14 protein-coding genes are annotated in these 11,503 nt (G+C 72.5%); 7 read left to right on the forward strand and 7 right to left on the reverse strand.

Features of this window, described 5'->3' with window-relative positions; translation table 11 throughout:
* Positions 1-565 (forward strand): DUF456 family protein (locus KBZ04_RS08620; RefSeq protein ID WP_254991542.1); only part of this gene is annotated, 565 nt, incomplete at its 5' end.
* Between the two features lie 20 nt (positions 566-585).
* On the opposite strand, the gene KBZ04_RS08625 is transcribed toward KBZ04_RS08620, so the two are convergent.
* On the reverse strand, positions 586-1,419 hold the full coding sequence (locus tag KBZ04_RS08625) for a hypothetical protein (RefSeq protein ID WP_254991543.1): 834 nt from the start codon (positions 1,417-1,419) through the stop codon (positions 586-588).
* A 26-nt stretch (positions 1,420-1,445) separates the two neighbouring features.
* Positions 1,446-2,588, reverse strand: a complete 1,143-nt coding sequence (locus tag KBZ04_RS08630) for a cysteine desulfurase family protein (RefSeq protein WP_254991544.1) — start codon at positions 2,586-2,588, stop codon at positions 1,446-1,448.
* 6 nt (positions 2,589-2,594) lie between these two features.
* Here KBZ04_RS08630 and KBZ04_RS08635 point away from each other — a divergent pair, with 6 nt between their 5' ends.
* From KBZ04_RS08635 to KBZ04_RS08645, 3 genes are read left to right on the forward strand one after another with little or no spacing between them, the layout of a single operon-like run.
* Positions 2,595-3,188, forward strand: a complete 594-nt coding sequence (locus KBZ04_RS08635) for a hypothetical protein (RefSeq protein ID WP_254991545.1) — start codon at positions 2,595-2,597, stop codon at positions 3,186-3,188.
* Between the two features lie 60 nt (positions 3,189-3,248).
* Positions 3,249-3,989, forward strand: coding sequence for a response regulator transcription factor (locus KBZ04_RS08640; protein WP_254991554.1), 741 nt, complete (start codon positions 3,249-3,251; stop codon positions 3,987-3,989).
* Positions 3,973-4,974 carry a pseudouridine synthase gene (locus tag KBZ04_RS08645; protein WP_254991546.1) on the forward strand — a complete coding sequence of 334 codons (1,002 nt, stop codon included), beginning with the start codon at positions 3,973-3,975 and terminating at the stop codon, positions 4,972-4,974. Before KBZ04_RS08640 ends, KBZ04_RS08645 begins: the two co-directional genes overlap by 17 nt.
* Before the next feature lie 17 nt (positions 4,975-4,991).
* Here the strand turns inward: KBZ04_RS08645 and bchM are convergent, their stop codons facing one another.
* The gene (gene bchM / locus KBZ04_RS08650; protein WP_254991547.1) at positions 4,992-5,726 is read right to left on the reverse strand and encodes a magnesium protoporphyrin IX methyltransferase; all 735 of its coding nucleotides are present in this window, start codon (positions 5,724-5,726) and stop codon (positions 4,992-4,994) included.
* A gap of 31 nt (positions 5,727-5,757) precedes the next feature.
* The gene (locus tag KBZ04_RS08655; protein WP_254991548.1) at positions 5,758-7,002 is read right to left on the reverse strand and encodes an N-acetylglucosamine-6-phosphate deacetylase; all 1,245 of its coding nucleotides are present in this window, start codon (positions 7,000-7,002) and stop codon (positions 5,758-5,760) included.
* A 48-nt stretch (positions 7,003-7,050) separates the two neighbouring features.
* Here KBZ04_RS08655 and purE point away from each other — a divergent pair, with 48 nt between their 5' ends.
* Both purE and KBZ04_RS08665 read left to right on the forward strand, forming a co-directional pair.
* The gene (gene purE / locus KBZ04_RS08660; protein WP_254991549.1) at positions 7,051-7,608 is read left to right on the forward strand and encodes a 5-(carboxyamino)imidazole ribonucleotide mutase; all 558 of its coding nucleotides are present in this window, start codon (positions 7,051-7,053) and stop codon (positions 7,606-7,608) included.
* Positions 7,609-7,687: 79 nt separating this feature from the next.
* A complete protein-coding gene (locus KBZ04_RS08665; protein WP_254991550.1) occupies positions 7,688-8,788 on the forward strand; it encodes an AI-2E family transporter in 1,101 nt (366 codons plus the stop codon).
* Here KBZ04_RS08665 and cysC read toward each other — a convergent pair.
* From cysC to KBZ04_RS08680, 3 genes are read right to left on the reverse strand one after another with little or no spacing between them, the layout of a single operon-like run.
* Positions 8,763-9,389: an adenylyl-sulfate kinase gene (gene cysC / locus KBZ04_RS08670; RefSeq protein ID WP_254991555.1), complete on the reverse strand. Its 627-nt coding sequence runs from the start codon at positions 9,387-9,389 to the stop codon at positions 8,763-8,765. The genes KBZ04_RS08665 and cysC overlap by 26 nt on opposite strands.
* A gap of 44 nt (positions 9,390-9,433) precedes the next feature.
* The gene (locus KBZ04_RS08675) at positions 9,434-9,760 is read right to left on the reverse strand and encodes a translation initiation factor (protein WP_254991551.1); all 327 of its coding nucleotides are present in this window, start codon (positions 9,758-9,760) and stop codon (positions 9,434-9,436) included.
* Complete coding sequence (locus KBZ04_RS08680) at positions 9,753-10,763, reverse strand: phytanoyl-CoA dioxygenase family protein (protein ID WP_254991552.1); 1,011 nt, start codon at positions 10,761-10,763, stop codon at positions 9,753-9,755. The genes KBZ04_RS08675 and KBZ04_RS08680 overlap by 8 nt, the downstream gene beginning before the upstream one ends.
* A gap of 128 nt (positions 10,764-10,891) precedes the next feature.
* Here KBZ04_RS08680 and KBZ04_RS08685 point away from each other — a divergent pair.
* The coding region (locus KBZ04_RS08685; protein WP_254991553.1) for a pyridoxal-phosphate dependent enzyme at positions 10,892-11,503 on the forward strand (612 nt) is incomplete at its 3' end.

Consider the following 11,503-nt stretch of genomic DNA (forward strand, 5'->3'; position numbering starts at 1 on the left):
GCCGAGCCTCGATCGTGTCGATGTCCTCTGGTGGATCGCCCTGCTGATCCAGGCCCTCGCCATCCCCGGCACCGTGCTGCCGGTGGCCCCCGGCCTCACCCTGCTGCCCCTGGGGGCGTTGCTGTGGTGCTGGGCCGTGGGCTGGGCCGCCGGCTGGCCGGCCCTGCTGCTGGCCGTGGTGCTGCTCGCCCTGGGCTGGGGGGCCGAGGCCCTGGGCCTGCTGCTCGGTCCGGCCCGGCTGCAGGCCACCCGCTGGAGTTACGTCGGCGCCGGCCTCGGCCTGGTGGTGGGCCTGCTGGGGCTGCTGCCGGCCCTGCCGGTGGGTGGGCCCCTGCTCGGCGCCCTGGTGGGCCCCCTGCTCGGGGCCAGCCTGGGTGAGCTGCTCACGGCCCCGCCGTCGCTCGGGCCACCGGGCCTGGGGCGGTTGCGCCGCTCCCTGCTGGTGGGCCTGGCGGTGGTGGCCGGCATGCTGGTGAGCCGCGTGGCCCAGCTGTTGCTGGCCCTGGTGGGGGTGCTGGGTTTCGTGCTGCTCACCGCCGGCCCTTTCGCCCGCCTCGGCGGGTGAGATGGGCGGCGCGGACGTCTTCAGCGGCTGGGGTGGGGCGGCAGGGGGTCGGCGGCGCCGCTGGCCAGCACCAGCTGCCGGTAGGCCGCCGTGGCGATGCAGACCACCAGGGGCCAGGCCACGAAGGCCCCCACCAGGCAGGCCAGCAGACCCAGCAGCAGCAGCAGGCCCCCGATCAGGGTGAGCAGCAGCACCATCAACCAGCTGGGATCCACCAGGGCCCGCCCCCGCTGCAGGGCGGTGCGGGAGCCGGCCCGTTCGAACAGCACGATCTGGGTGAGGAAGCTCTGGTTGATCGCCAGATAGATCACCCCGAGCAGCAGCACCCCCAGGAGCAGGGCGAACACCACCGCCAGGCTCAGGCCCAGCACTTCCACCAGGGTGCGGCTGAACGGCACGAGCTGCTCGGCATAGACCCCCAGCAGCACCAGGGGGCCGCCCACCAGCAGCAGCAGGCCGATCAGGGGCACGAGCACCACTGCCGCCAGCAGCAGCCAGGCCCGCAGCAGCCGCCCGAACACCTCGCCGTCCCAGCGCATCAGCTGGCCCAGGGAGGGGTGGCCCCCCTGGATGGCGCTGCCGGCGCCGCGCACCAGTCCGATGGCACACCAGAGGTTGAGCAGCAGGTTCGCCGCCAGCCCGATCAGGTAAAGGATCCAGTCGAGGGGATCGCTGGAGGCCACACCGCCGTCGCTGATCTGGCTCTGAAGGGGCTGGATCAGGAACTGGAGGGTGATCACCACCAGGGGAAAGCCCACGAAGGGGCCCGGGCTGCGGCTGAAGGCCCGCCAGCCCTCCTGGAGGGCATCACCGAAGTCGAGCCGGGGACCGTGCCGCCCGACGGGTGTGTGCATCAAGGCAAGGCCATAGACCCCGAAAGCTAGACAGGCACTCGCAACTCCGCCACCGCGTCCCGCACGGCGGCCACGGCCGCGTCGATGTCCGTCGCCGTCGTTCCCCGTCCCAGCCCGAAGCGGACCGTGGCGCCAGCGGCGCGGCGGTCAAGGCCGAGGGCGGCCAGCACGTGGGAGGGGCTGCCCTGGCTGCAGGCCGAACCGCTGCTCACCGCCAGCACGCGGCGCAGCTGCCGGTGCAGCCGGGTGCCGTCCACACCCTCCACCGTGACGCTGAGGTTGTGGGGCAGGGTGTGGAGGGGATGGCCATGGCGGCGCAGGCCGCCGAGGGCTTCCAGCTCGTGCCACAGGCGGTCGCGCAGGGCGCCGAGGCGTTCGGCCCGCTCCTGGCGGTCGGCCAGGGCCCCGGCGACGGCCGCACCGAGGCCGACGATCAGGGGCACCGGCAGGGTGCCGCCCCGCAGACCGCCCTCCTGGCCGCCGCCGTGCTGCTGGGGGGCCACGGGCACCCCCTCACGGCGCAGCAGGGCGCCGACCCCCTTGGGTCCGTAGAGCTTGTGGCCGCTGAGGCTGAGCAGGTCGATGCCGAGGTCGGCCATGGCCAGGGGGATGTGGCCCACCGCCTGGGCGGCGTCGCAGTGGAACAGCACCCCCCGCTGGCGGCAGAGGGCGCCGAGGTCGGCCAGGGGCTGCAGCACCCCGATCTCGTTGTTCGCCGCCATCACCGACAGCAGCAGGGTGTCGGGCCCGAGGGCCTCCGCCACCTGTCCGGGGTCCACCAGGCCATCGGAGCCCACCGGCAGCACGGTGAGCGGAAAGCCGTGGCGCTCCAGCCAGGCCAGCGGCTCCAGCACGGCCCGGTGTTCGGTGGCCAGGGTCACCAGCCGGCGGCGGGGCTCCCCGCGCTCCAGGGCCGCCTCGGCCACCCCGCGCAGGGCCAGGTTGTTGGCTTCGGTGGCGCCGCTGGTGAAGATCACCGCATCGCCGGCCACACCCAGCGCCTCCCCCACCCGTCTGCGGGCGATGTCCACCGCCGCGCCGGCTTCCAGGGCCGGCCGGTACAGGCGGCTGGAGGGATTGGCGGCGTTCTGGGTCCACCAGGGAGCCATGGCCGCCATCACCGCCGGATCGCACGGGGTGCTCGCGTGGTGGTCGAGGTAGGTCAGCATGGGGCCATGCTGAACCGTTTCCGTTCCACCGGTGCCTGCCCCCTGCGGCTGGGGCCTGCCCTGCCGATGGCCTCGCTGGCGGCGTTCACCCTGGCGACGGTCTCGGTGACGGGGGCCCTTGTGACGGTGGCCTCCAGCCTGGTCCTGCCCCGGCCAGCCGCCGCCCAGGACGACTCCCGCAGCAACGCCGAGAGCCGCCCGAAGGGCTTCAAGGTGCTGATGGACCGGGTGACCCACCGGGGCCGGGAGGTGGTGGGCATCTACGGCCTGGTGAGCGAACCCACCCAGCCGGAGATGTGGCGCGTGCAGGTGTGGGAGGAGCTCGACGACCGGGTCACGGTCGCCACCGACAAGATCGGTTGCAGCACCACCAGCCCCCTGAGGATCACGGGCTCCTCGCGCCGGCTGGTCATCCGCGAGCTCAACCCCGGCGGTGTGATCACCCCCGCCAACCGCCTCGACCATCTCATGTGGTGGGCCGTCTGCGTGCCCGAGCAGGCCGGCAAGGACCCCGCCAGCCTGGGGCCCCTGGCCCGCCAGCTCGGTTACAGCGGCCGCCTGCCCGAACGGGAACAGGTGGTGCTTGGTCCCGGTCGATAGATTTCCCCCATGAGCCAAGATCCCGCCGCCGCCGCCGGCCCCATCTCCGAGCCGTCCGGGATGGAGGAGACGCCTGAGGCCGCCACCAGCACGCCGGTGCGGCTGCTGCTGGTGGACGACGAACCCGGCCTGCGCACGGCGGTCAAGGCCTATCTGGAGGATGAGGGCTTCGCCGTCACCACCGCCAACGACGGCGAGGAAGGCTGGACGGCGGCCCAGGCCCAGATGCCCGATGTGGTGATCACCGACGTGATGATGCCCCGCTGCGACGGCTACGGCCTGCTGAAGCGGCTGAGGGCCGATGAGCGGCTCGGGGGCACCCCGGTGATCTTCCTCACCGCCAAGGGCATGACGGCCGACCGCATCGCCGGCTTCCAGGCCGGCGCCGACGACTACATCCCCAAGCCGTTCGACCCGGATGAACTGGTGGCCCGGGTGCGCAACGTGGTGCGCCGCCAGGAGCGGCTGCTGGCGGAGGCGGCCCGTTTCGCCGACGCCGACATCGGCGCCATGGCCCGCCAGATCACCGAAATCCGCTCGATGCTGGGGGGCGGAGGCGCCGGCGGCGCGGCCGGCAGTGCCAGAAAGCCCGTCTCCGACGTCAAGCTCGACTTCACCCCCCGCGAGGCCAGCGTCCTGCAGCTGGTGGCGGAGGGGATGATGAACAAGGAGATCGCGAGGCGGCTGGAAACCTCGATCCGCAACGTCGAGAAGTACGTCAGCCGGCTGTTCATCAAGACCGGCACCGCCAGCCGCACCGAGCTGGTGCGCTTCGCCCTCGAGCATGGGCTGGTGGATTGAGGCCCCCCACTTCCCACCCCTGAGCCAGCCGCCGGGCTGGCTGCCGGCGGAGGCCAACGACGGCTGGGCCTACCGCGACCGGATTCCCCCAGCCGGAGCAGGTCTGGGGGTGGTGGACTTTTACGCCGGTCGCTACACCCACTCCAGTCCGGCGGACTGGGAACGGCGTCTGGCGGCCGGCGAGATCAGCCGCAACGGCGAGACGCTGCGGGCCGAGGCGACCCTCGCCGGCGGCGATCGGTTGCTCTGGCGGCGTCCCCCCTGGCAGGAGCCCGCCGTGCCGGCCCGCTGGGGGGTGATCCACGACGATGGCGATCTGCTGGTGATCGACAAGCCCAGCGGCCTGCCCGTGCTGCCGGCGGGCGGATTCCTGGAGCACACCGTGCTGCGGCTGCTGGAGCGCCGCCACGGCGACGACCCCGCCGGCCTGCCGCGGCCGGTGCACCGCCTGGGGCGTTTCACCTCCGGTCTTCTGGTGTGCGCCCGCCGGCCGGCCACCCGCGCCTGGCTGAGCCGGCGGCTGCGCGAGAGCAGCGCCCCTGTGGAAGGGGAGGCCCCGTCCTGTCGCAAGCGCTACCGAGCCCTGCTGGTGCCTGGGGCCCTGGATCTGGAGCTGGGCGTTCCCCTGCCGATCACCACGCCCATCGGCCGTCGGGCCCACCCGTTGCTGGGGCGGGTCTGGTGCGCCGCCCCGGACGGGCTGGCGGCGAGCAGCCTGCTGACCCTGCTGCGGTGCCACCCGGACGGGGATCTGGTGCAGGTGGACATCGCTACGGGCCGGCCCCACCAGATCCGCATCCACTGCGCCGCGATCGGGGCGCCCCTGCTGGGGGACCCCCTGTACCAGGCTGGGGGAGTCGCCCGGTCCGAGGGGCTGCCGGGGGAGGGGGGCTACCGGCTGCAGGCCCATCGCCTGGGCCTCGCCGGACCCGATGGGGCCCGCCGCGACTGGGAGGCGCCGTTGCCGACCTGGGCTGAGGGGTGATTGCGGCCGGCTGGGACTCAGCCGCGCTCGAAGGCGATCAGGCGGGAGAAATAGAAGGGCGCCTGGTTGAGGCTGCGGTGGACGGGGCGGAAGCCAGCCGCGGCGGCCGCCGCCACGATACCGTCCTCCCGCAGCGTGTAGGCGCGGGTGGTCTTACTGGGCCCGGGGAACAGCTGGCCGATCTGCTTGAGCGCCGCCAGCAGCGGCGTGTAGGGGGCGAAGCTGACGATCAGCTGCCGCTCGGCCATGGCCGCCAGGTGCCGCACCATCGCTTCGGCGGCCGCCTGGGGGTAGTGGATGAAGACGTCCAGGCAGATCACCGTGTCGTAGCGGCCCTGGAGGCTCTCCAGGTCGGAGACGCTGAAGCTCAGCCGCTCGGACGCCAGACCGGCCTCGGCAGCCCGGCGGCTGGCCTCGGCCACCATGGCGGCGGAAAGATCGCTGGCGACGATCGAGCCGGCACCGAGGGCCGCCAGGGGCAGGCTGAGGCTGCCGACGCCGCAGCCGGCATCGCAGAAGCTGCGGCTGGCCACGTCGCCCTGCTGCTGCAGCCAGGCCAGCACCGCATCCACCGTCTTCTGGTGGCCGATGCGGATGTTGCGCTGGACCCGGTTCACTTCCTCGCTGTCGCTGTAGATGCGGTTCCAGCGCTCGAAGCCGGTGCTTTCGAAGTAGGCCTGCACCTCGGCCTTCTCGGCCTGCGTCTCAGCCTGTGCCTCGGCGGGCGCGGGGGGTTGCAGTTCCGGGGGCATGGGGCGCAGGGCCGTTCGGGTGGGCCGGATCCTAGGGAGGTGGGGCCTGGGGCACGGTTTCGTGCCCGCCAGCCGCCGTGTCCGGCCGCCGCCAGTTCAGGCGCCCGTGGGCCGCCGTGCTCCAGCGCAGGGTGTCCGCCAGGGGCCGCCCCAGCAGCAGCTGCTCCAGCGGCCGCCGCTCCCCCAGCAGGCGCCGCGGCGCCAGGGGGGCCGCGGCGATCGACGCCGGCACCAGGCCGCCCCAGTCGGCCAGCCGCCGCACCCCCTCCAGCAGTGGCAGGGTCACCCCGGCCAGGGTGCCGTCCTCCAGCCGGCAGCTGCCGTCCTGCACCAGCAGGACGCGCTCGTCCCAGCGGTGGCGGCCGTCCGCCAGTCCGTAGGGGGCCAGGGCGTCGCTGACGATCACCACCTGCCGGGGCGCCAGCCGTTGCAGCAGCACCGCCATGGTGGGGTCCACGTGGACGCCGTCGGCGATCAGCCCCAGGGCCACCTCCCCCTGCAGCAGGGCCTCCCCGACCGGCCCCGGGGCGCGGTGCTGCAGCCCGGCCATGGCATTGAAACTGTGGGTGAGCATGCCGACGCCTTGCGTGAAGGCCTGGCGGGCCTGGGCCGCATCGGCGCCGCTGTGGCCCAGGCTCACCACCACGCCGGCGGCCCGCAGTGCCGCGATCACCTCGGCGGCCCCCTCCAGCTCCGGGGCCAGGGTCACCAGGGCGACATCGGCTTCGGCGCCCCCCTGAAAGCCGGAGATCAGCCGGTCGAGGGCAGCGCGGCTGGGGGCCTGCAGGTGCTGGGCCGGGTGGGCGCCGCGCCGTCCCAGTGCCAGGAAGGGCCCCTCCAGATGGGCGCCCAGCAGCCGGCAGCGCCCGGGCCGGTGCCGGCGGCGGGCCTCGGCCAGCACCGTCAGGCTCTGGCGCAGGGCCTGGGGGGCGCAGGTCACCAGGGTCGGGCAGATGGCGTCCACCCCGTCCCTCCACAGCAGCTCCAGCAGGGCCTGCAGGCGGGGCAGATCGTCGGGACTCAGTTCGGGGAAGGCCAGGCCCAGGCCGCCGTTGATCTGCAGGTCCACGCCCCCCGGGGACAGCCAGTCGCCGCCCCAGTCCTCGCCGGCGGCCTGGCTGCCCGGCGGTGTCGGCCGCACCCGGGCGATCAGCCCGTCGCCGTCGATCGCCACCCGCCAGCGCCCCCCCTGCCCACGCCCCCCCTGCCCACGCCCCTCTGCCTCGCCGCAGGCCGGGTCATCGCCCGCCAGTCGCAGGTTGGTCAGCCCGCGCATCCGGGCAGCCGCGGGACGGGACAATGCCATCCTCGCCGCCCCCGCCCCATGGACCCCGAAGCCGCCCCATGCACCACCAGCCCCCAGCCCCGGGTGGCGATCGTCATGGGCAGCGATTCCGACCTGCCGACGCTGGAGCCGGCCGTGCGGATCCTGGAGCAGCTGGGCGTGGCCAGCGAGGTGCGGGTGCTCTCGGCCCACCGCACGCCGCGGGAGATGGCGGCCTTCGCCGAGGCGGCCGCGTCCCGGGGCCTGCGGGTGATCATCGCCGGCGCGGGCGGCGCGGCCCACCTGCCCGGCATGGTGGCGGCCTTCTCCATGCTGCCGGTGATCGGCGTGCCCGTGCGCAGCCAGGCCCTCTCCGGGGTGGACTCCCTCCATTCGATCGTGCAGATGCCGGCGGGGATCCCCGTGGCCACGGTGGCGATCGGCGGCGGCCTCAACGCCGGCCTGCTGGCGGCCTCGATCCTGGCCATCGCCGATCCGGCGCTCGCCGACGCCCTGGAGGCCCACCGCCGGGGGCTGCACGACCAGGTGGTGGCCAAGGATGCCCGTCTGCAGGCCCTCGGCAGTGCCGCCTACCTGGCGGCGATGGGCCAGCCATGAGGCGCTGGCCGTCGCCGGCCCGGCAGGCCAAGCTGGTCGGCGATCGTCGATCCTCCGGGGCCTGGCCCCGCCCCCGCTGATGCTCGAGCGGCTGGTGCTGCCCCCCTGGCTGCGGTTCTCCCTGGCCCTGCCCCTGCTGGTGCTCAACCTGTGGGTGCTGCGCCAGTTGCTGGTGCCCCTGGCGCCGTTCCCGGCCCTGTTCCTGACGGCCGCCCTGCTGGCCTTCCTGCTCGACATCCCCAGCCGCTGGCTGATCCGGCGGGGGCTGCCGCGTCCCCTGGCCCTGCTGCTGGTGCTGGGGCTGAGCCTCTCGGCGGTGGTGCTGGCGGCCCTGGTGCTGGTGCCCCGCCTGGTGGAGCAGCTCGGCGACCTGGTGCTGGCCCTGCCCAGCTGGCTGGCGCAGGGGGAAACGCTGCTGGGGCAGCTGCAGGGCTGGGCCACCGAGCGGGGGCTGCCCACCGATTTCGGCGGGCTGAGCAGCGATCTGATCACCCGCACCAGCAAGATCGCCTCCCAGCTGAGCCAGCAGGTGCTGGGGATCCTGGGGGCCACCGTCAGCATCACCGTCAACACGGTGATCGTGCTGGTGCTGGCGGTGTTCCTGCTGCTGGGGGGCGAAGGCATCGCCAAGGGTTTGGCGGAATGGCTTCCCTCCGGCACCCGCGCCCTGGTGCTCAGCACCCTGGACCGCACCTTCCGGGGCTACTTCGCCGGTCAGGTGGTGCTGGCCCTGATCCTCAGCGGCGCCCAGAGTCTGGTGTTCACCCTGCTGGGGATCCCCTACGGGGTCCTGTTCGCCGTGGCGATCGGCTTCACCACCCTGATCCCCTACGCCAGTGCCCTCACCATCGTGGGGGTGAGCGTGCTGCTGGCGCTCCAGGATCCGCGCACGGGCCTGGAGGTGCTGGCGGTGGCGATCAGCGTCGGCCAGGTGGTTGACCAGGTGATCCAGCCGCGGCTGATGGGGTCGATCGTGGGTCTGCAGCCGGCCTGGCTGCTGATCAGCCTGCCGATCGGCGCCCGGTTGGGCGGGTTGCTGGGACTGGGCGAACTGCTGGGTCTGCTGCTGGCGGTGCCGGTCGCCAGCTGTTCCAAGACCTTCCTCGATGCCTGGGCCCTGCGCCTGCGCAGGGAGTGGTCAGAACCGGGGCCGTTCAGGGCTCCGCCGGAGCTGGAATGATGCCGCGCCGTTCCAGTTCGGCCATCACCTGGGCCACCGAATCCTCAAGGCTCTGCTCCCCGGTGGCCACCCGCAGCTCGGGGGCCTCGGGGGCCTCGTAGGGGCTGGAAATGCCGGTGAACTCCTTGATCTCCCCCGCCCGGGCCTTGGCGTAGAGCCCCTTGGTGTCCCGCTGCTCGCAGATCGCCAGGTCGGCGGCGCAGTGGATCTCGAGGAAATCGCCCGCCTCCACCAGTGCGCGGGCCCGCTGGCGGTCGGCCTGGAAAGGGGAGACGAAGGCGGTGAGCACCACCACGCCGGCATCCAGGAACAGTTTGGCCACCTCACCGATCCGGCGGATGTTCTCCTCGCGATCGGCGTCGGAGAAGCCCAGATCGCTGCACAGCCCGTGGCGCACGTTGTCGCCATCAAGCACGTAACAGGCCAGCCCCTGCTCGAACAGGGCCGAGTTCACCGCATTGGCCAGGGTGCTCTTGCCCGCCCCCGAGAGCCCCGTGAACCAGAGGATGGCGCTGCGGTGGCCCCGCTGGTGGGCCCGGGCGGCGCGGGTCACGGTGGAGTGGTGCCAGACGATGTTGGTGGCCTTGGCAGGCGAGGTCATCTCGGACACGGAAACGGGGCAGCGGCTTCGGGCCGCATTCTCCCCTACCCCCCCGCCTGCTTCGGCCGGAACCCCTGCGCCTCCAGCTCGGCCAGGGTGAGGGCCACCTGGTCCCCCTGGAGTTCGATCACCCCGTCCTTGAGGGTGCCGCCGGTGCCGGCTCGGGTCTTGAGCCGCTGCAGAAGGGCGCGCGCCTCGGCGTCTGGAATGTCCAGCCCCGTGACCGCCGTCACCAGCTTGCCGCCTTTGCCCGCCTTGGTTCGCTGCACCCGCACCCGCTGCTGGGCCCTGGCCACGCCTGGGCCGCCAGGGTCCGAAGGCCGCTGCAGGCTCTCCGAGCCGCTGAACTCCCTCCAGCCGCCCTTAGGCATGGGTGAGGCCTCGCTGGAGGAGACGCTTCAGGCGGCGGCCGGCGGCGGAGACCAGCCTGGTGGGCAGGGATCTGGGGCGCATCGTTTCGGGCAGGGAGGGAGGTTCCGAGAAGTCGTAGCCCTCCCCGACCCGGTGGCGGGCCATGGCCTTGTGATGGGCGGCGGCCGTGTAGTGGCAGACGTAGGAGCGGCGGGTGCGGGCGGGATCGGCCATGGCGGTGCCGCCATGGATCAGCGCCCCGTGCCAGATCAGCAGGTCGCCGCGCCTCGGCAGGTAGATGCTCGGTGTCCAGCCCTGGTGGTTGATCAAGGCGTCCAGGTACTGCCCGTAACCAGCTGCTGTCTGGGGATCGATGTTGCGGCTGGCCAGAATTCCGCCCTGGTCCCAGTTGTAGAACTGATGCTCCGCCAGGAGGTGGGAGCCCTTGTAGTAGACGAGCGGCCCGGCCTTGTCGCTGATGTCTTCCAGGGGAATCCAGGCGGCGGCCAGATGTCCCAGCCGGCTGTGATGGTGCACGTAGGAGAAATCCTGGTGCAGCGATTGTTCGCTGCTTTTCCAGAAGGTGAGGGATTGAATCAGGGCCGGTGCCGAGCCGAAGAGTTCGTCGAGAAAACGGATGATGGGGGTGGAAAAGGCGAGATCGCGGGCCGAATCGAAGTAACGATGCAGGTCATTCAACTTGAGCCCGGGGCCCGCCTGCCGCAGATCCGTGACCCCCAGCTTCGACAGGTTGCGTAACACCCTGGCTTCGTAGTGATCGGCGTTGCCGTCGATGCTGATCATGCCGTGAAGCAGGGATGTGCGGGCCAGCGCCGGCAGGTCGGCAAGGTCGGCATCCACCCGGTCGAGAAGGTCAGGGTCGATCACCTGCGGAAAGATGATCACACCGTCCTGGAGGAACTGAAGCACCTCCGCTGAATAGATCTGGCGCGCCAGTTCGGGTTGCTGGCGATACAGCCGTTCCGCCAGTGTCAGGGAGGAGAGGTAGTGGCTGGGAAGCATCTCTGGCGTTCGTTTGGAACTGGGCCGTCACCAGGTGATGCCCACGGTTCTGGGCTGGCACTCCCGAATCCGGGGCCCCGTCCCAGCCGTGCCGGGTGGTGCCTCCCTACTGTGAATCATCCCCTTCAATGCCGCCGGTGACCAGCACCGCCCCTACCCGCCGCGTCGATCCGGCCGAGCTGCAGCCGTCGGTCCGCCCGGATGGCCTGGGCCGTTTCGGACCCTTCGGGGGTCAGTACGTGCCCGAAACCCTGATGCCCGCCCTGGCGGAACTGGAGACCGCCGCGGCCGAGGCCTGGGCCGACCCCGCCTTCACCGCCCGGCTGGACCACCTGCTGCGTCACTACGTGGGGCGTCCCACACCGCTGTACGAGGCCGAGCGCCTCACGGCCCACTACCGCCGTCCGGAGGGGGGACCGCGCCTGTGGCTCAAGCGCGAGGACCTCAACCACACCGGCGCCCACAAGATCAACAACGCCCTGGGCCAGGCCCTGCTGGCGCTGCGGATGGGCAAGAAGCGGATCATCGCCGAAACCGGCGCCGGCCAGCACGGCGTGGCCACGGCCACGGTCTGCGCCCGCTTCGGGCTGGAGTGCGTCATCTACATGGGCGCCGAGGACATGCGCCGCCAGGCCCTGAACGTGTTCCGGATGCGGCTGCTGGGGGCCACCGTCCAGCCCGTCACCGCCGGCACCGCCACCCTCAAGGACGCCACCAGCGAAGCCATCCGCGACTGGGTC

Origin of the sequence: Cyanobium sp. N5-Cardenillas, assembly GCF_024345515.1 — a bacterium.
In the GTDB taxonomy this organism is placed as follows: Bacteria; Cyanobacteriota; Cyanobacteriia; order PCC-6307; family Cyanobiaceae; genus Cyanobium.

Excerpts from the sequence above, each read along its gene's own strand:
- KBZ04_RS08655 (WP_254991548.1), bottom strand. The coding sequence starts at position 7,002 with ATGCGCGGGCTGACCAACCTGCGACTGGCGGGCGATGACCCGGCCTGC.
- KBZ04_RS08625 (WP_254991543.1), bottom strand. The coding sequence starts at position 1,419 with ATGCACACACCCGTCGGGCGGCACGGTCCCCGGCTCGACTTCGGTGAT.
- KBZ04_RS08645 (WP_254991546.1), top strand. The coding sequence starts at position 3,973 with ATGGGCTGGTGGATTGAGGCCCCCCACTTCCCACCCCTGAGCCAGCCG.
- KBZ04_RS08680 (WP_254991552.1), bottom strand. The coding sequence starts at position 10,763 with ATGCTTCCCAGCCACTACCTCTCCTCCCTGACACTGGCGGAACGGCTG.
- KBZ04_RS08665 (WP_254991550.1), top strand. The coding sequence starts at position 7,688 with ATGCTCGAGCGGCTGGTGCTGCCCCCCTGGCTGCGGTTCTCCCTGGCC.
- KBZ04_RS08675 (WP_254991551.1), bottom strand. The coding sequence starts at position 9,760 with ATGCCTAAGGGCGGCTGGAGGGAGTTCAGCGGCTCGGAGAGCCTGCAG.
- purE (WP_254991549.1), top strand. The coding sequence starts at position 7,051 with ATGGACCCCGAAGCCGCCCCATGCACCACCAGCCCCCAGCCCCGGGTG.
- KBZ04_RS08630 (WP_254991544.1), bottom strand. The coding sequence starts at position 2,588 with ATGCTGACCTACCTCGACCACCACGCGAGCACCCCGTGCGATCCGGCG.
- cysC (WP_254991555.1), bottom strand. The coding sequence starts at position 9,389 with ATGACCTCGCCTGCCAAGGCCACCAACATCGTCTGGCACCACTCCACC.
- KBZ04_RS08640 (WP_254991554.1), top strand. The coding sequence starts at position 3,249 with ATGGAGGAGACGCCTGAGGCCGCCACCAGCACGCCGGTGCGGCTGCTG.
- KBZ04_RS08635 (WP_254991545.1), top strand. The coding sequence starts at position 2,595 with ATGCTGAACCGTTTCCGTTCCACCGGTGCCTGCCCCCTGCGGCTGGGG.
- bchM (WP_254991547.1), bottom strand. The coding sequence starts at position 5,726 with ATGCCCCCGGAACTGCAACCCCCCGCGCCCGCCGAGGCACAGGCTGAG.